Below are 23,707 nucleotides of genomic sequence, written 5' to 3' on the forward strand. Positions count from 1 at the left end.
GACTTAGCCAGCAGGTGGTTGCAGCGTTTCTTACGGTGACTTTATACAGGTGTTTTATGAATAAAATACGTAGATGATTATTCTGTAGGGGAAGTATGAGAGATCAAATGAGAAAACTGCAGCTGGTGAATTTGCTCATACAAACTAGCAGCATAACATTGTGCATCTTTAAAGCGTTTGGTCTCAATATGTTTACGTAGATCGGCTAAAGCCGCCGTCGCAGGTTCATGACCTTGACTACTTGATAAGCTTAGCCATGCTGCAGCATGAAAAACACTTTGCGGTACGCCTTGCCCTTTAACAAAAAACAGTCCCAAATAAAATTGTGCTCGGTGATCTCCCGACATAGCAGCCAAACGCATCCATTTTGCGGCAAGTGGATGTTGGTCATTTTTTAAATAATATAGTGCCTTATTAAGAGAGCTTTGCGGGCGATCCTCATTATTTGGCGCTAAATTAGCATTATTAGGTTGCGTTACAAAAGACAATATATTGTCTAATTGTTGCTCTAAATTCTGACCTGTTGGTGTTGTATTTATCATATTCGTCTTTTTGTTATCTTAGCTACTTCAATAGTTTAGTATACCGCAAGGTAAAATGTCCTGTAAAAAATTATTTTTATGATAAAATCTCGTCACTTTTTATTATCATAAGTTTATTATGCTCGAAGCCTTATTTAAAATTAATGAAAATGGTTCCTCGGTTCGCCGTGAGTGTATCGCTGGTGTAACTACATTTATAACCATGGTTTATATCGTGTTTGTGAATCCTGCAATGTTAGCTGAAGCAGGAATGGATCAAGGAGCAGCCTTTGTCGCTACATGTATTGCTGCTGCTATTGGTTGTTTTATTATGGGTTTATGGGCTAATTATCCATTAGCACTTGCGCCTGGTATGGGATTGAATGCCTTTTTTACTTACGGTGTTGTGCTGGGAATGGGGTATACGTGGCAAGCCGCATTAGGTGCTGTGTTTATGTCGGGCTGTATATTTCTATTTTTAAGCTTATTTAAAGTTCGAGAGTGGATCATTAATGCGATTCCCTTAGTTTTAAAACAGGCTATTGCAACAGGTATTGGTGCATTCTTAGCGCTAATTGCGCTTAAAAATGCAGGGATCATCATCGCGAGTCCAGCAACTTTAGTCCAGCTAGGCGATATAACATCAGCGGGCCCATTGTTAGCTATTTTTAGCTTCTTTATTATTGCAGCACTTTTATATCGCGATTTTAAAAGTGGTGTTTTAATTAGCATTTTATTGGTGACTGTTATAGCACTAGGTTTAGGGCTTGTTGAATATCATGGTGTGGTTGCTATGCCGCCTTCTATTGTTCCTACCTTTATGCAGCTTGATTTTGGTGCGGCACTTGAGCTTTCAATGCTCAGTGTTATTTTTGCATTTTTGTTTGTTGATTTATTTGATACTTCAGGGACATTAGTCGCTGTAACACAAAAAGCGGGATTGGCTGATGAAAAGGGCAATATGCCTCGCTTAGGACGAGCATTGAGTGCAGACAGCACTGCCACAATTGCAGGTGCAATGTTGGGTACTTCAACAACAACATCTTATATCGAGTCGGTTGCAGGTGTATCTGTAGGTGGGCGAACAGGCTTAACCGCTGTTGTTGTTGGTATTTGCTTTTTACTAATGATGTTTTTTGCACCACTTGCGCAGATGGTGCCTATTTACGCAACGGCTGGAGCCATTTTATATGTGGCTGTATTAATGCTGCAAAATCTGAAATTTGTAAATTGGGATGACATGACCGATGCTATTCCGGTGACTGTTGTATTATTAATGACGCCATTAACTTTTTCTATTGCACATGGTATTGCACTGGGTTTTATATCGTATACTGCAGTTAAAGTGCTGTGTGGCAAGCGAGATGAAGTCTCAATTAGTGTCTGGATTTTAACTGTGTTATTTGTTGTTAAGTTTGCGTTTTTGTCGTGATAGATGCTGATGAATATTAACAACTGACCATAAAAAAGCCCATATAATTGTATGGGCTTAACTAAAAAAGATAAATGCTTACCATTTCTTTTTAGGGGCAAATAATACATCTAAATCGTCTTGCTCTTGCTCATTTTTCTTTTTAAGTGCTGTGGCGTTCGAAGCTCTAAGCTCAACACTTATCGCCTCTAAATAACCCTCAACTTCTTGAAGCTTTGCTGTTACGTACTCATCAGCGAATGAAACAGAGTTTAATGTTGCATAGGCTTTTTCAAAATATTGCCTTGCAGAGCCAACCATGCTCGCCGCTTGTGCAGATACGCCACGTTTAATTTGACTTTCTATGTTTATTCTAAGCTGAAGCCTTTCAAGACGTTTGTCTTCTCCTGAAAAAACTTGGCTATCAACTCTACCCTTAGCATGCTCTGATCGTAAAATTGCACGTAGTTTTTTAATACCTTGAATAAGGCCAACAAGCTGTTTATCGTTACTTGGGATAGATAGTGCATCACTATTATTACCTTGAACATTACTTGCTAGATGTTCTTTTGCCTCGGTTAAACGGTTTTTTAGTGCTTTAGAGCTCGGCGAGTTAATAACCATGGTATTAAGTGCTTCATAAATACGTCGTTGCAACACTTTTATAATATGTTCTGATAATGGAATATTAGCATTATTCATTAATGCTTCTTCGGTTTCTTCTATTATCGCTTTTTGTTTTGTAAGCTCTTTTCGACGTTTGCCTTCTTGCTTTTCTTTGTGTTGCTGAACGGCATTAACCCAAAGCGCAATCACAATCAGTGCAACTATAAGCACTATTATAATAGAAACGATCATGTTGTAATTCTCGGATTCATAAGCTAATTAATTAATCTTACATTAAATATATGGTAACGGGGTAGTTTTACAATAATTAACTTAAAAATAGACTAATAATGTATTGAAAGTCTACGTAATTATAAGATAAATCGGAATAATCATTGCTACCTGAAGTATATTTATTGTGCTAGCCTTGAGCTCCAGACGTATAAATGCAAACGCACTGGCCTAAAACTACGATTAAAGTAGAATAATGCTTGGACATAACACCTATTGCCTTTATATATAATATGAATAACAACGTTAAAATATGCAGCCATGAAATTACAACAACTCAGATACATAGTAGAAGTACAAAATCATAAACTAAATGTTTCAGCCACTGCTGAGAGCTTATTTACCTCACAGCCCGGCATTTCTAAACAAGTACGAATGCTAGAGGATGAGTTAGGAGTACAAATATTTGGTCGCAGCGGTAAACATTTAACGCATGTAACGAGTGCGGGTAAAGAAATTATTCATATATCACGTGAAATCTTATCGAAGGTCGAAGGTATAAAAGCAGTCGCAAATGAACATACGCTACCAGATCAGGGTAAGTTAAATATTGCTACGACTCATACCCAAGCGCGTTATGCGCTTCCGAATGTTATTCAAGGGTTTATGAAAAAATACCCTGCGGTATCGCTTCATATGCACCAAGGTACACCGCAACAAATATCGGATGCAGCAGCACGCGGTGATGCCGACTTTGCTATTGCAACAGAAGCACTGCATTTGTATTCAGATTTAGTTATGTTGCCTTGCTACCATTGGAATCGCAGTATTGTTGTCGCTAAAGATCATCCATTAGCTAAAAAAGCAAATAGTTTAACTGTGGCTGATATTGCTCAATATCCACTTATAACCTATGTATTTGGTTTTACGGGGCGCTCAGAGCTAGACAAAGCATTTAGTGCACATGGGCTCGAACCACATATTGTATTTACTGCAACCGATGCTGACGTTATAAAAACGTATGTACGTTTAGGGTTAGGCGTAGGTGTTGTTGCCTCTATGGCGATAGATCAAGTGAGCGATACCGATTTAGTGTGTATTGATGCGAGTCACTTATTTGAAGCAAGTACAACCAAAATTGGCTTTAGAAAGGGTAGTTTTTTGCGTACTTACATGTATGATTTTATAGAACGTTTTGCCCCGCACTTAACTAAAGAGCGAGTAGAGCGAGCAAGTTTATTACGCAACCAAGATGACGTAGATAAATTATTTGCAGATATAGAGTTACCCGTTAAATAGCTTAACTGCCCCGAACTCTGGTAATTACATTGAACGAATAAGAAAAAAGCCGCCTATTTTAAAATCGGCGGCTTTTTCTTTTTATAGAGAGCAGATCAACATTCGATAATGTTAACGGCCAACCCACCGCGAGCGGTTTCTTTGTACTTTGTTTTCATATCGTTGCCAGTTTCAAGCATGGTTTTTATCACTTTATCAAGCGATACCTTTTGCTCGCCACTGCCGCGAATAGCTAAACGTGAAGCGTTGATTGCTTTAATTGCGCCCATTGCATTACGCTCAATGCATGGAACTTGCACTAAGCCACCAACAGGGTCGCAGGTGAGACCTAAATTATGCTCCATGCCAATTTCGGCGGCGTTTTCTACTTGCACTACATTGCCACCAACAATTTCAGTTAATGCACCGGCTGCCATTGAGCACGCTACGCCAACTTCACCTTGGCAACCTACTTCGGCACCCGAAATAGAGGCATTCTTTTTATATAAAATACCAATAGCAGCGGCCGTTAACAAATAACGCGTGGCGATATCGCGGTCTACTTCTTTTACAAACGTGTGATAGTACATAAGTACAGCGGGTAAAATACCCGCAGCACCGTTGGTTGGGGCGGTTACTACACGACCACCAGCCGCATTCTCTTCGTTAACTGCAAGAGCAAATAAATCAACCCAATCCATTGCACGCAGTGGATCGTTACTGACTTCTATATTTAGTTTTAAGTATAAGCTTGGCGCACGACGCTTTACTTTTAAGCCACCGGGTAAAATACCTTCTGTACGCATACCACGGTCGATACAGGCCATCATTACTTGCCAAATATGGAACAGTGTGTCTTTTACTTCGTCTTCAGTGCGCAGTGTCTTTTCGTTTTTCATCATCAAGCTTGAAACACTCAACCCTGACTCTTTACACATTTCTAGTAACTCTTTTGCACTACCAAATGGAAAAGGGGCGGGGTTTTCTTCTCTAATATCGAGGGCTGCCTGTTTTTCGTTTTCAAACTCTTCGTCAGTAACAATGAAGCCACCGCCAATAGAGTAATATACTTTGCTGTAAATTTTTTCGCCGTTGTTTGAGGCGATAATTTCCATTGCATTAGAATGCTTAGGAAGCGTTTTGCGACGATGAAAAACAATTGCGCCTTGTTTTGGAAACTTTGCTTTGTGTGTTTGGTTTAAATAAATAACCTGATCTTTTTCAATAGTTGCTAAAATATCATCGACTAAATTGGCATCGATTGTTTCAGGGTCGTAACCAGCTAGGCCAAGTATTACAGCTTTACCTGAGCCATGGCCTACGCCTGTTTGACCTAGTGAGCCATAAAGCTCTACTTTAATATCGGTCACATTTGCTAATAATTGTTTTTCTTGAAGTTCATTAACAAATAAGCGTGATGCGCGCATTGGGCCAACGGTATGCGACGACGAAGGGCCAATACCAATGCTAAACATATCAAATGCACTGATCATAATGTGTGTCTCTACTTTGTTTCTCAGCACTAAGCTGCTCTTTGAACGGTCGAGCATGATAACGTGGAATTGTGACTGTGTAACTACTAATAACAAAGATTTAAACTGGTAGGGCGAGTTGTTTTGTAAAGTTTTTTATAATATTTGCGGTAGCACCCCAGAGTAATCCATGCGGTGTTTTAAATCCTTGCAATATTACAGTTTTTCCAAATCGTTGAAAAGGCAAGGGTTGCCAGTTAGCTTCGTTATTTAACTCAGTAATAGACAGTAAAAAGCTCGCTTGTACTTCGTTATAGTCATTTTCCCACGTGGTACTTTTATTCAGTAAACCTACATAGGGGCTAATACTAAAACCCGTTAAAGTTGAATACTCGGGTAAGTGGCCTAATACATTAACGTTACTTTCGGCAATATTTAGCTCTTCTTTTAGTTCGCGCAGTGCTGTGGTGCGAAGAGTAATGTCGCTTACTTCAAACTTGCCGCCGGGCAAACAAATCTCCCTAGGGTGATGGTGTAAATAAGTAGGGCGTTTACACAATAAAATATGTGCATGATTATCTACATCAATAATTGGTAGCATCACGGCGCTCGCGCGTTTTTTACGCGTGTCTTTTAACTGATTTGGCGCAGCTGTAGGGCTTAACAGAAACCGCGCCATAATGTGTTCACTATTCAAAGCGACCTACTGTTTTAATAAGGGAAGAATTTTATTCACTTTATCGTAAGTTTCTTGATATTCCAATTCGACTTTAGAATCAGCGACTATTCCGCCACCGGCCCAGCAGTAAATTTGCGCTTTGTGGCAAACCAAGGTGCGAATAGTGATACTGGTGTCCATATTTCCACAGGCACTTAAATAACCAATTGAACCACAATAAATACTACGGCGGTGTGGCTCTAGTTCTTCAATTATTTCCATGGCTCTAATTTTGGGCGCACCGGTGATTGAGCCACCCGGGAAAGCCGCTTTTAGCTGATCGACTGCAGTTTTACCCTCGTCAAGTACTGAGGTTACCGTGCTCACTAAATGATGCACTGCCGGAAAGGTTTCAATAGCAAAAAGGGAAGGGACGTGAACGCTGCCAGGTTTTGCTACTTTACTTAAATCGTTACGCAGTAAATCAACGATCATGACATTTTCAGCGCGATCTTTAGCTGATGCTGCGAGTATTTGCGCTTGGCGTTGATCCTCTAACGCATCCGCTTTTCGCGGCAATGTACCTTTAATAGGTTTGGTTTCTACAACGTTATTATTTACAGATATAAAGCGTTCAGGGGAAATTGATAAAATTGACCCTTGAGGGTGATTTATAAAGCTTGAGAACGGCGCTTTATTTGCTTCACGCAGATTAACATAAGCTGCCCAAGGGGAGCCTTCAAACTGAGCGTTGAAGCGCTGCGCTAAATTAATTTGATAGCAATCACCACTTTTTAAATACTCTTCAATTTGGGCAAATTTTGCAGCGTATTCCGTTTTGCTCATATTTGATTGCCAGTCGCTGTTTAGGGCAAAGCACTGCGTATTAACTTGGGATTTAACGTGTGTATTTAAATATTGCTGATAAAGCGCTAATCGATCGGTATTTGGCTGCGATACATAAAACCAGCTTTGTTGCTGCTTGTCGTAAATAAGGGCATCTAAGTAAAGACCAATAGCCATTTGCGGAAGATTAATATCTTCAATAGCAATTGTAGGAATGTTTTCAATTGTACGCCCCAGATCGTAGCTAAAGTAACCAAGCCAGCCGCCGTTAAAGGGTAAATTGTAATCGGCTTTTGTTTTATCAAGGCGTGAAAGCTCATTATTCATAATTTCAAAGCCGTTATCACTACTTTCTATATTATTTAAAAAGCTTTTATTATTTCTTACTTCAAGGGTACTTTGCGGCTCAATGGCAATAATATCAAAACGGCTGTTTATATGATTACTATTTGCAGAATCTAATAAAATTGCGTAAGGCAAATGTGAAAAATGTGCAAATACATCAATACAGCTTTGCTTTATCGCTAATTTAATACAATTATTTTTATTGTTTAGCATTTACTACCCCTTTAAGAACTGGCTCGAAACGGGCTGGGAGGGTATCATAAGTCAAATTTTTTGGCAGCACTAAGCTGCAAAAAACAGTGCAAACCACCGTCACCGGTTTGATTTAGATTACGCGACAACGCGTAACGGTAACTTAAGGAACCACTATGAGTACAATTTGTCAGCAAGATTTTATTGATAGCATAGAAGATGCATTACAATATATTTCGTTCTATCACCCACTTGATTTTGTTCAAGCACTCGAAAAAGCGTATAACAAAGAACAAAGTAAAGCGGCTAAAGATGCCATTGCACAAATTTTAATTAACTCACGTATGTCGGCCGAAGGCAAACGTCCACTTTGCCAAGATACCGGTATTATTACCTGTTTTGTTAAAGTAGGTATGGATGTTAAGTGGGATAAAACAGATTTAACCGTTCAACAAATGGTTGATGAAGGTACTCGTCGTGCATATTTAAACCCAGATAACCCTTTACGTGCATCTATTGTTGCAGATCCTGCTGGTACGCGAAAAAACACGAAAGATAACACGCCTTCGGTTGTGCATATTGATTTAGTAGCGGGTGGAAAAGTAGAAGTCATGGTTGCGGCTAAAGGCGGCGGCTCTGAAAACAAAAGTAAAATGGTTATGCTAAACCCGTCAGATGATGTTGCTGCATGGGTAGAAAAAACACTACCCACAATGGGGGCTGGTTGGTGTCCGCCAGGCATGCTAGGTATAGGTATTGGTGGAACCGCTGAAAAAGCAGCAGTAATGGCTAAAGAGTCGTTAATGGACCCAGTTGATATTCACGAGTTAATAGAGCGCGGCGCAGAAACAACTGAAGAAAAATTGCGTTTAGAAATTTTTGATCGTGCAAATAAATTAGGTATTGGCGCACAAGGCTTAGGCGGTTTAACAACGGTTGTTGATGTTAAAATTAAAACCGCACCAACGCATGCAGCTTCAAAACCTGTAGTAATGATCCCAAATTGTGCGGCAACTCGCCATGTACATTTTACGCTTGACGGTTCTGGCCCTGCTAATTTAAAAGCACCTAAGCTGGAAGATTGGCCACAAGTAACATTTGAAGTAGGCGAAGGCACACGTCGTGTTGATTTAAATACACTGACTAAAAAAGATGTTCAAGAATGGAAAATGGGCGAAACCGTTTTACTTTCAGGCACTATTTTAACCGGTCGTGATGCAGCGCATAAACGTCTGCAAGATATGATCAATTCAGGTGAAGGCTTACCAAAAGGCGTAGACTTTGATAATAAATTTATTTATTACGTTGGTCCTGTAGATGCGGTACGTGATGAGGCAGTAGGCCCTGCAGGCCCTACAACAGCAACTCGTATGGATAAATTTACCGATATGATGCTAGAAAAAACAGGCATTGTAGGCATGATTGGTAAAGCTGAACGTGGACCAGCTACGGTTGAATCTATTAAAGAGCATAAATCTGTTTATTTGATGGCTGTAGGCGGCGCAGCTTACTTAGTATCTAAAGCGATTAAAAAAGCACGCGTAGTTGCTTTTGAAGATTTAGGTATGGAAGCTATTTATGAATTTGAAGTTGAAGATATGCCAGTGACCGTTGCAGTAGACAGTGAAGGCGCTAATGCGCATACGCAAGGCCCTGCAATCTGGAAAGCTAAAATTGAAGAGCTTGATAGCAAGTTAAAATAGCGCAAGTTATGCATTTGAAAAGCGAGCCGAGTGCTCGCTTTTTTGTTTTTTAAATAGGGTTATTATCAAGCTTACAGCTCTGACCAGTTTGCGAAAAAGCTCACTTTTTACTGAAAACCTATAGGCAGCAGTATGTGGCGGGTAAGTAGTACTTGTATACTAAACTTTACACACAATGATGATTTTACGTTCACGTAAACGTGAACTGTATAATTGCTTTAACCTGTAGTTTTTAAGACTTACTAACCGCCGCTTTATGGATTTTTTATCTACTTAAAAGTTTAAATTTGATTATTTAATTCAATGGTGTTTTTTCATTGGTTTTATCTTCTGTCAGTGTAGCGAACACGAATATGAAGTGATAAAGTCTCGTCAATTTCCAGCGCGCATACCCTCTCACGGGTTAACTATTTCGGAGTATTTTAAGTGGCTGTGTTTAATCGAGTTGAATTTGATAACCATGAACAAGTGGTTTTTTGTTCTGATGAAGAGTCGGGTTTAAAAGCTATTATTGCTGTACATAATACTAAGCTAGGTCCAGCCGTTGGCGGATGTAGAATGTGGGATTATGCGAATGACGAAGATGCTGTTTATGACGTACTACGTTTATCAAAAGGCATGACTTATAAAAATGCAGTTGCGCGTCTACCATTTGGTGGCGGTAAATCTGTAATTATTGGTAACGCAAAAGTAATTAAATCTGAGCAGTTATTTCGTGCATTTGGTCGTCAATTAGAGCGATTAAATGGCAGTTATTATTCAGCCGAAGATGTAAACATCACGTGTGCTGATGTTGCTTTGATGAATAAAGAAACTAATTACGTACTGGGGCTTGAAGGTAAAAGTGGTAACCCATCACCTTTTACAGCATACGGTACTTTTTTAGGAATTAAAGCAGCGCTACAGCATCAACGCGGACACCAAGATTTTTCAGGCATTAAAGTAGCTGTTCAAGGCTTAGGTGCTGTTGCTTATGGTTTATGTAAGCATTTAGCCGATGCAGGCGCTGAGTTGTTTGTAACTGACATTAACCAAGCTGCAATTGATCGCGTAGTAAGTGATTTTGGCGCGACGGCGGTTGGTATTGACGACATTTACGACTTAGATGTTGATGTTTATGCACCGTGTGCATTAGGCGCAACGGTTAACGACTTAACTATACCGCGTTTAAAAGCGACTATTATTGCAGGTTGTGCTAATAATCAGCTGGCAGAGTCTCGTCACGGTGAAGTTATTCGTGAAAAAGGTATTTTATATGCGCCTGATTACGTAATTAACGCCGGTGGTATTATTAATGTTTATTACGAAACCGCACCAGAAGGGTACAGCAGCGATGCTTCTAATAAGCATGTAGAAGGTATTTTTAATACGTTAACTGAAATTTTTGCTCGTAGTGAAAAAGAGCAAAAATCAACGCATTTAATTGCTGACGAATTAGCACAAGAGATCATTAAAAACGGTCTGTAATCTAAGTCCGAATTTATATAAGGGTGTGCAATTGCACACCCTTTGTTTATCTGTAAGTTAAGGGGTGTTGATCTTTGCAGATTTAACCTTGAAAGATCAACAGACCCTAATGCAATTATTATTGAACAGCGGTACACTTTATTTTTAATTTTGTGCGGCAAATTATGACTTCCTCAACTTCTCTCATGCAGCCTATCGATTTAGATAATTGGCCTAGAAAGCAACACTTTGAATTATTTAAACACTTTTCTCAGCCTTATTTTAACGTGTGTGTGCGTTTAGATGTTCAAGCACTGTATGATTATTGCAAAACCAATCAATTTTCTTTTTTTCAAGCATATGTATATTGCACCTTAAAAGCATGCCAGTCGTACGATTCAATAATGTTACGCATAATCGATAATCAACCATGGCTACTTAACAATGTGCGTGCAAGTGTGGTTGAGCTTACTGAAAACGATACATTTGTTTTTAGTTATTTTAATAGCGCAAGCGATTTTAAAGAGTTTGCAGATCATGCAAGTGATGTAAGCACAAAAGCGAAATTACAGCCGTTATTTTCTGATGCGTTTGCCCAAACGGAGGGGCAAGCTGATTTAATTCATATTTCTGTTTTGCCGTGGCTGAATTTTAGTGCGTTTTCGCATGCATTTAGTGAAGGTGAGAGTTTAGGTATTCCTAAATTTGTATTTGGTCAGTTTGATAAACACACCGGTACAATGCCTTTAGCTATCGATGTACACCATTCATTAATGGATGGTTTGCACGTAGCAAAGTTTATAAACACATTGCAGAATACATTTGATACCTTTTACAAAGGTTAACTTTAAATACGTCATTTGACTGCAGTGCAAAGCAGTAATTAACCTGAACTCTGGATAATAAATCTATAAGCAATGCGATGTGAATTACTTTATATTCAAATACATAACCTTGTATGCTTGAAAAGCACGTTCGCTGGACATATTTATATAGCATACCTTAGCTCAGGAAATCCCCATGATAAATGGACTGTTAATTGTTGTTTTAATTCTTTTTGTGGTGATTTTCTGGCGCTGGCCATCAATTCAAAACCGATTATGGCGCAGTAAATATAAAGACTTTGCTTTAAATTCACAGCAAAAAGATATTTTACTGCGTTGTATGCCTATCTATAAAAAAATGACCGATGCCGACAGAGAAAAATTAGAGCGACACATAACGTGGTTTTTAAACGAAAAACGCTTTGTTGGTTGTGATGGTTTAAAATTGACACCCGCAATGAAGTTAATTGTAGCCGCTGATGCGTGTGTATTAGTGCTTAATAAACCTTGGCCGTTATATAAAAATGTAAAAGAAATTTTATTATACCCAAGTGCTTATTACGCCCCGCAATCAACACGCGACAGTGCAGGGCTTGTGAGTTACCATAATGCGGTAAGGCTTGGTGAGTCTTGGCCTGGCGGCACACTAGTACTCAGTTGGCATGACGTGCTTGAAGGTAACCGCTTGCCAAGTGATGGACATAATTTAGTTTTTCATGAATTTGCGCATCAACTGGATCAAGAAACAGGAAAAACAACAGGCACGCCACTTTTAAAAAGCTCAGCAGATTACAAAGAGTGGGGTCGCGTATTTAGCCGCGCGTTTACGCAGTTGAAAAGTCATGTTGCTTATAGCATGCCACACGTTATTCACAGCTATGGTGCAACTAATGAAGCTGAGTTTTTTGCTGTTATTACCGAAACCTTCCTTGAAAAGCCCGCAGAGCTGCGCCGATACGATCCTGAAATTTATAGTATGCTCGTTAATTACTATCAATTTGACCCTATAGTTTGGCATTAAACTTATATAAACCGCGCTTTATCATATAACACTGGTAAGTCTTGCCTGTTTTTGTTGCAATCATATGAAATAGTTTTTACTGCAACAATAACAAGCGAGAAACGCATGAAAAAAATGCTTCATACAGTATTGGCGCTATCAGTGTCATTAGCGATAGGGCAAGTGAATGCCGTTGAAAAAGATGAACAAAAATGGCAAGTAGATTCACCTAAAGGGCAATTTGTTGATGCTGCAATTAGCGTTGAGCAAGGCACTTGGATGAATATTGATGTAAGCCCAGATGGTAAAACGGTAGTATTTGACTTACTTGGCGATATTTATACTATGCCAATGAGTGGCGGCATAGCCACAAAGCTCACCTCTGATATTGCATGGCAAATGCAACCTCGCTTTAGCCCTGACGGCAAAAATATTGCGTTTACCTCAGATCAAGGTGGCGGCGATAACATTTGGATAATGGACTTAAATGGCGAAAATCAACACGCTGTTACCGACGAAACTTTTAGATTACTAAATAGCCCTGCATGGAGTCCTGATGGTGACTATTTAGTTGCGCGTAAACACTTTACAGCTAGCCGCTCACTGGGTGCGGGTGAGGTGTGGTTGTACCATAAAGCAGGCGGTAAAGGTGTACAGCTGACAAAACGCGAGAACGATCAAAAAGATTTAGGTGAGCCAATGTTTTCACCTAATGGCAGATATGTCTATTTTTCGCATGATGCAACACCCGGTAAAACCTTTCATTATTCAAAGGATTCTGTAGCGGGTATTTATAAAATTAAACGTTACGACCGCGAAACGGGCGAAATTGAAACCGTGATTGATGGCATGGGTGGTGCTATAAGACCAACGCCGTCACCTGATGGCAAAAAGCTTGCTTATATAAAACGCGATGATTTTCAAACTAGTCTTTATTTATATGACTTAACCAGCGGTGAGCACACTAAGCTTTACGATAAGCTTGAGCGTGACATGCAAGAGACATGGGCTATTCATGGGGTTTATCCTACTATTGCATGGACGCCAGATAACAAAGAGCTGGTATTTTGGGCTGGTGGTACAATTCACACATTAGATGTTGCTGAAAAATCGATAAAAACCATTCCTTTTAAAGTGCAAACGACTAAAAAAATCCAAAAAGCGGTGCGCTTTACACAAAACTTAGATACTGATGAGTTTGATGTAAAAATGCTGCGAAATGTGCAGGTAAGCCCAGATGGCGAAACGGCCATTTTTGAAGCGCTTGGGCATATTTATAAACGTGATTTAGAGTCGGGTAAAATTAAGCGTTTAACAAAGCAAACTGATCATTACGAATTATTTCCGCAGTACTCCCGCGATGGTAAAAAAATAGTGTACACCACATGGGATGATAACAAGCAAGGCACAGTTCGTGTTGTGTCTGCTCGCAGTGGTCGTGGCGATACCATTACTACGCAGCCAGGCAAGTATGTAGAGGCAACGTTTAGTCCAGATGGAAAGACGGTTGTTTATCGTAAAGCCACTGGCGGCAGTATTTTAAATCCTAAATGGTCACTTAATCCAGGTGTTTACAGCGTAAGCACCAAAGGCGGAAAGAGTGAACTTATTTCAAAAAGTGGTTATCAACCACAATTTGGTGCAGCAAACGATCGCGTTTACATTATGAGTCCTTGGCCAAAACCCACATTGAGTATGGTTGAGCTTGAAAGTAAGAAAGTTCGTAAACTGTACGAGTCAGAACATGCGACAGAATTTAGAGTATCACCAGATGGCAAATATTTAGCGTTTGCTGAGCGATTTAAAGTATTTGTGACTCCCTTTGTCGAAAATGGCAAAACAATTAATATTGGGCCTAAAGATAGCCAGTTCCCTATAGAGCAGCTATCGGTGCGTGCGGGTGAAAACATTAGTTGGAGCGCTAAGAGCAACACGCTTTATTGGACATTAGGGCCTGAGCTTTATCATGCAAGCCTTGATGGCATGTTTGCTATCAACAAAGCCGAAGATGCCGACTTTGAAGTGAAAAGTGGCGATAGTATCGGTTTCAGTAAAAAAATGGCAGAGCCTAAAGGCATGATTGCGCTTACTGGTGCAAAAATTATTACTATGGACGGCGAAAAGGTTATTGAAAATGGTGTTATTATCACCGATGGCAAGCATATTAAAGCAATTGGTTCAGCCAGCGATATAAGCATCCCTAAAGGTGCTGAGGTTATTGATGTAACAGGCAAAACAATTATGCCTGGTATTGTTGATGCCCATGCTCATGGCTCGCAAGCAAGCGATGAAATTATACCGGAGCAAAATTGGAAAAACTTTGCAGGTTTAGCGCTAGGTGTCACTACAATTCACGATCCATCAAACGATACCTCTGAAATATTTACCGCGAGTGAAATGCAAAAAGCAGGCATGATCGTTGGCCCGCGTATTTTCTCAACCGGTACTATTTTGTATGGCGCAAATATGGCAGGTTATACGTCGCATATTGACTCACTTGATGATGCTAAATTTCATTTAGAGCGCCTTAAAAAAGTAGGGGCGTTTAGTGTTAAATCGTATAACCAACCACGCCGAGAGCAGCGCCAACAAGTTATTGAGGCAGGCCGAGAGCTTGAAATGATGGTCGTACCTGAAGGCGGCTCATTATTACAACATAATTTGAGTATGATTGTAGATGGACACACAGGTATTGAGCACTCAATCCCTGTAGAGCACATCTACGACGATATAAAGCAGTTATGGTCGCAAAGTGATGTTGGTTATACGCCAACTCTTGTAGTCGCTTATGGTGGCATTTGGGGTGAGAACTACTGGTACGATAAAACTGATGTGTGGAATCACCCGCGTTTAAGTAAATTTGTGCCTAAAAATCAATTATTACCACGTTCTATGCGTCGTATTAAAGCGCCCGATCATCACTATAACCACTTCAACAACGCCAAAGTAGCAGCTGAGTTACAAGACTTAGGTGTGCTCGTTAACTTAGGTGCACACGGTCAGCGTGAAGGTTTAGGCGCACATTGGGAGATGTGGATGTTTGCACAAGGTGGAATGACACCGCTTGAAGCAATACGCGCATCAACACTCGATCCGGCTAAGTATTTAGGGCTTGATAAAAACGTAGGCTCGCTTGAAGTGGGCAAACTGGCTGATTTAATGGTTATAGATGGCGATCCGCTTAAAAATATTCGAGATTCGGATAAAGTGGATTACACCATGATCAATGGTCGATTATTCAATGCAGAGACAATGAATGAAGTGGGCAAAAAAGAACGCCAGCCGCTTTACTTCGAAAAGTTATAATTTATTTTAATCTTTTAAAAAAGCGGCTACATAGCCGCTTTTTTTAGCTTTGAAAACAGCAGGCATAAAAAAACCGCTTAACGCGGTTTCTTTTAAAAATCATAAACGTTGATTAAACAACGCCGCGCGGTAAGCGACAGTCATGATCTTTACGAGCTAAAATCACAATCCAAAGCTCTTCCGCTGTGTAACCTTCTTCATTTTCGGTAACAACAGTGAATGGGGCTTTTTTCTGTGCTTTTACAGGCGCAGCCGCTTTGGTTTTAGTTTTTTTAGCAGGCGCTTTTGGTGTTGTTTTACCAGAGCTTAATTCTTCAGTCAGCTCTACTAAATCAGCAAGGCGTAAATTTTTACCGCCATCGATGCTGTACCAGCCAGGTTTAGTTGTGATTTCAGGTTTTTTACCATTGGCAGCTTCGTACGCTGCTTCAAAGGCAGATAACACTTCTGTTTTGTCTAGTTTGCTCATCAGAGACCCTATACGTTGTGAACACAGATAAAGAAGACGTATTTATACCTATTTTGAATCAGTTTTTCAATTTTTTGCGATTTTCCTTTCATTTTTACGCCATAAACGCCAAAATTTGCACAAAATTCAGTGCTTAGTAAGGTAAGTTATATGCAACGTCGAGAATTTAACCAACTATTAAACGACATTTTGAAACCTCATACAATTAAAGATTTTTGCCCAAATGGTTTGCAAGTTGAGGGTAAAAACGAGATAAAAAAAATTGTGACGGGTGTAACCGCAAGCCAAGCATTAATTGATGCAGCAATAGCTCAAAAAGCGGATGCTATTTTGGTCCATCACGGTTATTTCTGGAAAGGAGAATCTCAACCAATTACGGGAATGAAAAAACGCCGTATAGGCGTATTATTAGCAAACGATATTAATTTATTCGCTTATCATCTGCCACTTGATGTTCACCCTGAAATAGGTAATAACGCGCAACTTGCAAAGTTACTCGATATTGAAATAGAAGCTGGTCTTGAACCTATTGTAAATAGCGTGGCGATGAAAGGGCGTTTAAAAACGCCGCTGTCAGGTGAAGAATTTGCAGAAAAAATCGCAAAAGTGCTGAATCGCACACCGCTTACCAGTTTAGTCCGCGCTGCTAAGATTGAATCAATAGCGCTGTGCACCGGTGGTGGACAAGGGTATATTGATTTAGCTGCAGATCAAGGCATTGATGCGTATTTAACGGGTGAGGCATCGGAGCAAACAATACACAGTTCGCGTGAACAAAACATTGATTTTTTTGCAGCAGGGCATCATGCAACAGAGCGCTATGGTGTAAAAGCTTTGGGTGAGTTATTAGCGCAAGAGCATGGTTTTGATGTGACATTTATAGATATAGATAATCCTGTTTAGTATCAGCTTTGTAGTGGGAATTAAAGCGCCTCTGGATTTATCCAACGGCGTATATCTATCCAAATACTTCCTATTACTTCGTGACTATATTGTGTGACAACGAGTAAAGCTTGGGCATTAGGAATAAACTGTTTGCTCCACGGCAGTGCAGCAAAATTATGATAATCAGTGGCTGCGGTTATGACTTCAATACCTTGGGCATTAAATAAGTCTTTTGCACGTGGCATGTGCAGTACTGATGTTACTAGTGCAACTTTAAAGTCGACTAATTTTGATGCCAGTAACTTAGCTTCTTCACCAGTATCCATTGCTTTTGGATTTTGGAATATACGGCTTTTATTAATTCCTAAACTCAACGCTGTTTGATACATAAGCCCGCTATTAGTAGTATTTTGATAACCCCCGCCTGAAACTATAAGCTCTGCATTAGGGTAGTGCTTGGCAAGTTTTACACCTTCTACTAAGCGCGTTAGCGCACAATTACCTAATTGATTGTTTGCACTGAGTGTTGGGTTTGGGTTTATGCCGCAACCTAGGGCGTGTTGACCTTTCGTGATTAATTTTGCAGCCGTATGTTTGGCATTTAGGCAAGGCAGCGACTATGTGATGTGGTTATTCCCCATAAATAGGCGATAACACAGCATAAATGCCAAACATGCGCTGCCCTTTGGGTTCTTTCTAGGGGCGATTAACTCTTTGTTGCTCGGTTTTTACTTAGCCCACTAGGTTACAAACCTCGCGCCGCGATTAAATCACCCCTAGATTGAACAAATTTCAATCCACAAAGGTCAACACGCCCTAGTACCACTATTTTATCTATTTTTGGATGCTTTAGGGTGTCAAATGCAAGCGACGCAGGTTCATTATTTTGGATAATTAGATTGGCGATAAAGGGGGTGCTCAATGCAAGTAATACAATTAAACTTAAAGTAGATAAGAAGAGAGCTGATTTGCGGCCTTTAAATGCGAGTAGGAGCATCAGGCACGCAAATAAACCAAATAGAGGTAGTGGCATAAGTAAGCCACCAATCATTTTTTTAATACCAAACATAAGAGTTAAACGCTGTAGGGTTAATTACAGCGATATTACTTATTATATTGATGATTATCGACCGTTATTTAGCTTACACGTATTTAAAAAGTGACGATAAACAGGGTTATCTTTCATGTCTTTTTTCATCGCTAAATACATAGGGCGAGTAAGCCCAAGTGCTCCTAGCGGAATAGACTTAATTAAGCCTTGGCTTTCATAAGGGGTAACTAACCAATCAGGTAATGCAGCAACGCCCATCCCAGCACTCACTAATTGAAAAATAAGTAGCCCTTGATCCACCGTTTTTAACGTGCCGTCAAACCGTGCATTTTGAATGAAGTGTTTAAAAATATCTTGGCGTTCACGTGGAATAGGGTATGAAATAATGGTTTCGTTTTTTAAGTCAAGTGCGGTGACATAGGCCTTTTTTGCTAAATCGTGATCTGGAGCGACAATAAGTTTGAGTTTAAAGTCGAATAAATGGGCGTATTCGAGTTTATCTGGCTCACGTATATCAGACGTCAAAACTAAGTCGAGTTCATCGCTTAGTAAGTCAGGAATAGCGTCATAACTAAATCCGCGTTCGTAATCAATTTTTATATCGGGCCAAAAGTTATTAAATTCTTTTATTGTTGGTAGTAACCAATGAAAACACGCATGGCATTCTACGCTCAAGCTAAGTTGAGAAATCGGCTGGTTTAAACTTTCTTTTAATCGGCACTTAGTTGCTTCTACCTTAGGCAGTATTTCGTGTGCAAGTTCAAGCAATAGCATGCCTTGTGGAGTAAATCGCACTGGCTGAGTTTTACGCTCAAACAATTGGCAATCTAATTTGTTCTCTAAATCTTTGATTTGATGAGATAAAGCTGACTGTGTTAAAAATAGCTCTCGTGCTGTATTAACCAAGGAACCGGTTTCTTTTAGTGTTGCAATGGTTTTTAAATGTTTAATACCAATCATCTTTAAAAATTCTCATGGGGAAAAGTAAATACAGCTCAGATTAACTACATACTACCTCTATATAGAATGCGTTTCAACGTCTAGATGGCTAAATGAAGGGGTTTTTATTATAAATAGATTAAATATTAAAAAAATTAATTTTTTACGTAATTAAAAAACTGATTGGAACAGTTGTAGATGAGTTTACTTCATGTTTGATATTGAAAATATATCTGTTATGGAATAGCTTGCTTTAATACCAATCTGCTTATATGTGGGGTCTATTTAACGTTAAGAAAATTACGCTAGAACTAGGCAAAAATTTTTGTATCTAGTTGTTCTAAATAAAAAATTTTTAACGACGTTATAGTGCAATTTAATTCGTTAAATTGATCAAAGATTTATGCAGGTTGGTATAACTTAGTTTTTAACTATCTGAACAATTATTAGAGTACCTGTCATTGCAACGATTACACAATTTTAGTACCTCTTTTGTCGGTAAAAAATGTATCAAGTGAAAAACTAAAATAGTAAGTAACCTGCACTTCGATTAAAAGGTTTACTACCATAGTGAACCAAAATGATATTTAAACTTATTTTTCTCTAACCTTGGATTTTCAACGCAGTTAGCGCTGAAATAGCTGTTTGAGATAAATTTATTACCCAGAGTCTGCTTAAGTAATACCGGCAGTGATTTACAAGCTGGCACTTTATAGCGGCTTATCGATAAGTGCTATAGCCTCTTTTGCTGTGACAGGTTTAGATTTTAAAAAGCCTTGGCCAAAATCACATTGTGTTGTTTGTAATATAGCTAACTGCTCGGCAGTCTCAATTCCTTCAGCAACGACGGCAAGCTTTAACGATTGTGCCAGCGATAAAATGGCTTCTACTAAAGGATTGGTTGAATCTTGAAGGTGATCTATAAAGCTTTTATCTATTTTTAGAACATGAATAGGCAGTTGATGCAGGTAACCTAATGCGGAATAACCAGTCCCAAAATCATCTAAGCATAATCTTACTTTTAAAGGCGATAAACCTTCAATAATTTGAGTAGCTAGCGCTAAGTTTTCGATTAAGCCAGACTCTGTAATTTCTAAGCACAGAGAGCCTAAAGGAAGCTGATATTTATTGTATATAGCATGAATTTGCGCGACGAAATCAAGGCTTGCAAAATGACGAGATGATACGTTAACGGTAATTTTTAAAAAGCGATACCCTTGCTGATGCCAATCTGAAATGTGTTGCGCAGCTAAATCAAGTAGGTGCAAATCAAGATTTATAATTTGGCCAGTGGTTTCAGCGATCGGAATAAAGTCATTAGGTGAAACGAAGCCTTTATTGGGATGATGCCAGCGAACTAAAGCCTCAAAACCAACAATGTCGCCAGTAGAGATAGTGAAGATAGGTTGAAAATAAAGTTCAAACTCGTTGTGTTCAATTGCGTGCTGTAAGTCATTTTCTATATCTGCATGCGTTTTAAGTTTTTTTCGCATGGTATTATTAAAAAACTTAACTTGCCCACGGCCAGTCGATTTAGCTTCGTACATGGCTGCATCGGATTGTTGTAAGAGCACATAGGCTTCATCATCGACTTTGTCACTATATGCGATACCGATACTGGTTGATGCTTGTAATAAATGCCCATCGACATTGAGCGGTTTTGAAAGAACGCTTTGGATGCGCCTTAGTGCTTCGTTGACTTGATTTTTATGGGTAATATTTTCCATGAAAATGGCAAATTCATCGCCACCTAAACGTGCAAATGTATCAGTACTACGTACCGTACTTTTGATCAACTCGCATATTTTAATTAAAAAATGGTCACCGACTTCATGACCCAGAGAATCATTAATGCTCTTAAATCGGTCAAAATCCAAGTACATAAGTGCATGACAAGTTCCTTTTTTTGCCCTTGCTAAGCGCAATGTAGCATGTTTAATTCTTTCTATTAATAATGATCTGTTGGCAAGTCCTGTAAGTTCATCATGTAGGGCTCGGTGTTCAAGTTCTTGGCGAGTTAATTGTCTGTCAAGCGCCATACTGATTTGACGACTGACGTAAGTTAACAGCGCACCGTCGTGTTCATTGTACTGTAAGTTACTATCATAGCTTTGAATAACAATAACACCACTGATCCGCTCGTTCGTTTTAAACTGAACCCCAAGCCAAGATTCAGATTGCCTGCCAACCATTTTAAAATGGCCTTGCTCAATGTGCTGCATATATTGTTGTTTATCTAGAAGCAGCGTCTGTTCATTTTGTAGTAAGTAATATGAAGCGGTGTCTTTTAATTGATTCTTTGCTATTTTTTGGTGGGTGTTGGTATGGATACCTTCTTCAACAATATAAACTATATCAAGAATGTCGATCTGTTTATCATAGAGCCCAATGAAAAAATTATCTGCTCTTAAAAGACTATTAATAATATTATGTAAGGACTCAAAAAAAACATCTAAATTACTGGCTTCGTAAGTCAAGTTAGCAATTTGTAAAAGGCTGTTTTCTAATTTTTGTGCGTCATTTAATTGGACGACTGTTTTCTGTAAGCTACTAACGGTATTGACTTGATTAATTTTAGCACTGAGCAGGTGCGCAACAGTTGTTAATATTTCAAGGTGAGCATTTGTGAAATAATCTTTTATTGGGTGTTCACAGTCTATCACACCTAAAATACGCTCTTTGTATATAAGTGGTACGCATAGTTCTGATTGGGCAGGGCGCTCATCTGCGATATAACGGTTATCTGCACTTACATCACCGAGTATAATAGCTTCCCCATTTGTGGCTACAAAGCCTGTGATCCCTTCGTTAAAATTAATTTTTTTTCTTTGCGCTCGGTATTTATATCGCTCGTCATCGATACCCATAGAGGCAACTTGATTTAATGTACGCGTTGATTCATCTGCAAGATAAATAACACAGTCAACAAAACCGAGTCTATTTACCACTTCTGTGGTGACGCATTTAAACAACTCTTCAAGAGTATCAAGCTGCAACAAGCTTGATGAAAACTGGTTAATTATACTCAGTTGTTCAGTTTTAATTTCAAGCGCTTTATTTGTATCGATTTTGTTCGACATAGGCAATTAGTATTTTTCTTATTATGTGTTAATTCAGGAACTAATTTAACTTAATATTAACGATTCTACAAAATATAACGCTGAATGTTTTTTGGTGACTGTAAACCTTAGTCATTATTCCTCGCTGTATCTTGAATTATGGGAAAGAGGCTGGCCAGTTTAACTGATTATTTTTTAATAAAATCTTTACTCGAAAACATCAAATGCCTATGATCGGATAAATTCAGCCGTGGAACAAGATGATGACAAGTAATAACACAAGTTCAGTAACAACATTAACGATCACTCGCCCTGATGATTGGCATGTCCATTTACGTGATGGCGATCAGCTAGAGGATACCGTGCGCGATATTAGTCGCTATATGGGTCGCGCCATTGTTATGCCAAATTTAGTTCCACCGGCTACGTGTACTGATACTGCACTTTCATACAAAAAGCGTATTATGGCAGTTAAACCACAAGGTAATTTTGAGCCATTAATGGTGTTGTACCTCACTGATAAAACAACACCTGAAGAAATAAAAAAAGCAAAAGCAACTTCTCAGATAGTTGCAGCTAAGTTATATCCTGCAGGCGCGACAACTAACTCTGATTCGGGGGTTACGTCAGTTAAAAATATTTACCCAGTGTTAAAAGCAATGCAAGAAATGGGTATGCTTTTATTAGTTCACGGTGAGGTAACCGATTCTTCTATCGATATTTTTGATCGTGAAAAAGTATTTTTAGAAACAGTTCTTGGAGATGTTGTAAGTGATTTTCCTGAACTTAAAATTGTTCTAGAACATATTACAACCAAAGATGCAGTAGAGTTTGTAATAAATGCACCAGCTAATGTTGCTGCAACAATCACAGCGCATCATTTACTGTATAACCGTAATCATATGTTAGCGGGTGGGATCCGCCCTCATTACTATTGTTTACCGATATTGAAACGAAATATTCATCAGCAAGCGTTGATGGCTGCTGCGATAAGTGGAAATAAAAAGTTTTTTCTAGGAACAGATTCAGCTCCGCATTATAAAGATAAAAAAGAGGCTGCTTGTGGCTGTGCTGGCGCATATACCGCACATGCGGCAATTGAGCTCTATGCAGAAGCATTTGAAGACGCAAATGCATTAGATATGCTAGAAGGTTTTGCAAGTCACTTCGGCCCAGATTTTTATGAGTTACCAAGAAACACAGATACCATTACATTAGAAAAAAAACCGTGGAAAGTACCCGCGAGCTACTCTTTAGGTGACGCTGAAGTGGTACCTATTAAAGCTGAAGATACGATTAATTGGTCAGTTAAATAATTAATCGCGATTAAGAGCCACTTGACCAATGGCTTTTGAAAAAAATAAATAGGGATATTTGCACTTTATGATTAAATATTTCAATAATATTTAATCATAAAAACGATTACTTTTGCTTGCATAATAGTCATTTAAATATGTTTCAAAGC

At 39.1% G+C, this 23,707-nt stretch carries 18 protein-coding genes and 1 pseudogene; 9 read left to right on the forward strand and 10 right to left on the reverse strand.

Annotated features, from left to right (window positions below):
- Positions 1-77: 77 nt before the first annotated feature.
- Entirely contained in the window at positions 78-542 is a 465-nt protein-coding gene (locus ACJJVZ_RS09690; RefSeq protein WP_405600039.1) for a tetratricopeptide repeat protein, read from the reverse strand.
- 118 nt (positions 543-660) lie between these two features.
- On the opposite strand from ACJJVZ_RS09690, the gene ACJJVZ_RS09695 reads away from it, so the two are divergent.
- Positions 661-1,953: an NCS2 family permease gene (locus ACJJVZ_RS09695; protein WP_405600041.1), complete on the forward strand. Its 1,293-nt coding sequence runs from the start codon at positions 661-663 to the stop codon at positions 1,951-1,953.
- Between the two features lie 78 nt (positions 1,954-2,031).
- On the opposite strand, the gene ACJJVZ_RS09700 is transcribed toward ACJJVZ_RS09695, so the two are convergent.
- The gene (locus tag ACJJVZ_RS09700; protein WP_405600043.1) at positions 2,032-2,790 is read right to left on the reverse strand and encodes a hypothetical protein; all 759 of its coding nucleotides are present in this window, start codon (positions 2,788-2,790) and stop codon (positions 2,032-2,034) included.
- Positions 2,791-3,090: 300 nt separating this feature from the next.
- On the opposite strand from ACJJVZ_RS09700, the gene cysB reads away from it, so the two are divergent.
- Positions 3,091-4,068 (forward strand): HTH-type transcriptional regulator CysB, encoded by a 978-nt coding sequence (gene cysB / locus ACJJVZ_RS09705; RefSeq protein ID WP_077537641.1) that lies wholly within the window; start codon positions 3,091-3,093, stop codon positions 4,066-4,068.
- A 95-nt stretch (positions 4,069-4,163) separates the two neighbouring features.
- Here the strand turns inward: cysB and ACJJVZ_RS09710 are convergent, their stop codons facing one another.
- The 3 genes from ACJJVZ_RS09710 to pabB form a co-directional block, all read right to left on the reverse strand.
- On the reverse strand, positions 4,164-5,540 hold the full coding sequence (locus tag ACJJVZ_RS09710) for an L-serine ammonia-lyase (protein WP_405600467.1): 1,377 nt from the start codon (positions 5,538-5,540) through the stop codon (positions 4,164-4,166).
- Positions 5,541-5,640: 100 nt separating this feature from the next.
- Positions 5,641-6,216 (reverse strand): NUDIX hydrolase, encoded by a 576-nt coding sequence (locus ACJJVZ_RS09715; RefSeq protein ID WP_405600045.1) that lies wholly within the window; start codon positions 6,214-6,216, stop codon positions 5,641-5,643.
- A 6-nt stretch (positions 6,217-6,222) separates the two neighbouring features.
- Positions 6,223-7,581, reverse strand: coding sequence for an aminodeoxychorismate synthase component I (gene pabB / locus ACJJVZ_RS09720; RefSeq protein WP_405600047.1), 1,359 nt, complete (start codon positions 7,579-7,581; stop codon positions 6,223-6,225).
- Between the two features lie 155 nt (positions 7,582-7,736).
- Between pabB and ACJJVZ_RS09725 the strand changes: the two genes are divergently transcribed.
- From ACJJVZ_RS09725 to ACJJVZ_RS09745, 5 genes are all read left to right on the forward strand, one after another.
- The gene (locus ACJJVZ_RS09725) at positions 7,737-9,263 is read left to right on the forward strand and encodes a fumarate hydratase (protein WP_405600049.1); all 1,527 of its coding nucleotides are present in this window, start codon (positions 7,737-7,739) and stop codon (positions 9,261-9,263) included.
- A 426-nt stretch (positions 9,264-9,689) separates the two neighbouring features.
- Positions 9,690-10,730, forward strand: a complete 1,041-nt coding sequence (locus tag ACJJVZ_RS09730) for a Leu/Phe/Val dehydrogenase (RefSeq protein ID WP_405600051.1) — start codon at positions 9,690-9,692, stop codon at positions 10,728-10,730.
- 185 nt (positions 10,731-10,915) lie between these two features.
- Positions 10,916-11,554: a chloramphenicol acetyltransferase gene (locus ACJJVZ_RS09735; RefSeq protein ID WP_405600469.1), complete on the forward strand. Its 639-nt coding sequence runs from the start codon at positions 10,916-10,918 to the stop codon at positions 11,552-11,554.
- A gap of 175 nt (positions 11,555-11,729) precedes the next feature.
- On the forward strand, positions 11,730-12,554 hold the full coding sequence (locus ACJJVZ_RS09740; RefSeq protein WP_008138451.1) for a M90 family metallopeptidase: 825 nt from the start codon (positions 11,730-11,732) through the stop codon (positions 12,552-12,554).
- 105 nt (positions 12,555-12,659) lie between these two features.
- Positions 12,660-15,839 carry an amidohydrolase family protein gene (locus ACJJVZ_RS09745; RefSeq protein WP_405600054.1) on the forward strand — a complete coding sequence of 1,060 codons (3,180 nt, stop codon included), beginning with the start codon at positions 12,660-12,662 and terminating at the stop codon, positions 15,837-15,839.
- A gap of 112 nt (positions 15,840-15,951) precedes the next feature.
- On the opposite strand, the gene ACJJVZ_RS09750 is transcribed toward ACJJVZ_RS09745, so the two are convergent.
- On the reverse strand, positions 15,952-16,308 hold the full coding sequence (locus tag ACJJVZ_RS09750; RefSeq protein WP_096792834.1) for a hypothetical protein: 357 nt from the start codon (positions 16,306-16,308) through the stop codon (positions 15,952-15,954).
- Between the two features lie 150 nt (positions 16,309-16,458).
- On the opposite strand from ACJJVZ_RS09750, the gene ACJJVZ_RS09755 reads away from it, so the two are divergent.
- Entirely contained in the window at positions 16,459-17,211 is a 753-nt protein-coding gene (locus ACJJVZ_RS09755; protein WP_405600057.1) for a Nif3-like dinuclear metal center hexameric protein, read from the forward strand.
- A 20-nt stretch (positions 17,212-17,231) separates the two neighbouring features.
- On the opposite strand, the pseudogene ACJJVZ_RS09760 reads toward ACJJVZ_RS09755, so the two are convergent.
- The 4 genes and pseudogenes from ACJJVZ_RS09760 to ACJJVZ_RS09775 all read right to left on the reverse strand — a co-directional run.
- A pseudogene (locus tag ACJJVZ_RS09760) lies at positions 17,232-17,747 on the reverse strand (YdcF family protein); the annotation flags it as partial.
- 191 nt (positions 17,748-17,938) lie between these two features.
- Positions 17,939-18,262 carry a hypothetical protein gene (locus ACJJVZ_RS09765; RefSeq protein ID WP_405600059.1) on the reverse strand — a complete coding sequence of 108 codons (324 nt, stop codon included), beginning with the start codon at positions 18,260-18,262 and terminating at the stop codon, positions 17,939-17,941.
- 54 nt (positions 18,263-18,316) lie between these two features.
- Positions 18,317-19,204 carry a LysR family transcriptional regulator gene (locus ACJJVZ_RS09770; RefSeq protein ID WP_077537653.1) on the reverse strand — a complete coding sequence of 296 codons (888 nt, stop codon included), beginning with the start codon at positions 19,202-19,204 and terminating at the stop codon, positions 18,317-18,319.
- A gap of 689 nt (positions 19,205-19,893) precedes the next feature.
- Positions 19,894-22,263 carry an EAL domain-containing protein gene (locus tag ACJJVZ_RS09775; RefSeq protein ID WP_405600061.1) on the reverse strand — a complete coding sequence of 790 codons (2,370 nt, stop codon included), beginning with the start codon at positions 22,261-22,263 and terminating at the stop codon, positions 19,894-19,896.
- Positions 22,264-22,505: 242 nt separating this feature from the next.
- Here ACJJVZ_RS09775 and pyrC point away from each other — a divergent pair, with 242 nt between their 5' ends.
- Positions 22,506-23,558, forward strand: a complete 1,053-nt coding sequence (gene pyrC, locus ACJJVZ_RS09780; protein WP_405600470.1) for a dihydroorotase — start codon at positions 22,506-22,508, stop codon at positions 23,556-23,558.
- Positions 23,559-23,707: the final 149 nt, after the last annotated feature.

This window comes from Pseudoalteromonas sp. Ld19, assembly GCF_045064135.1.
GTDB classification, from domain to species: domain Bacteria; phylum Pseudomonadota; class Gammaproteobacteria; order Enterobacterales; family Alteromonadaceae; genus Pseudoalteromonas; species Pseudoalteromonas aliena.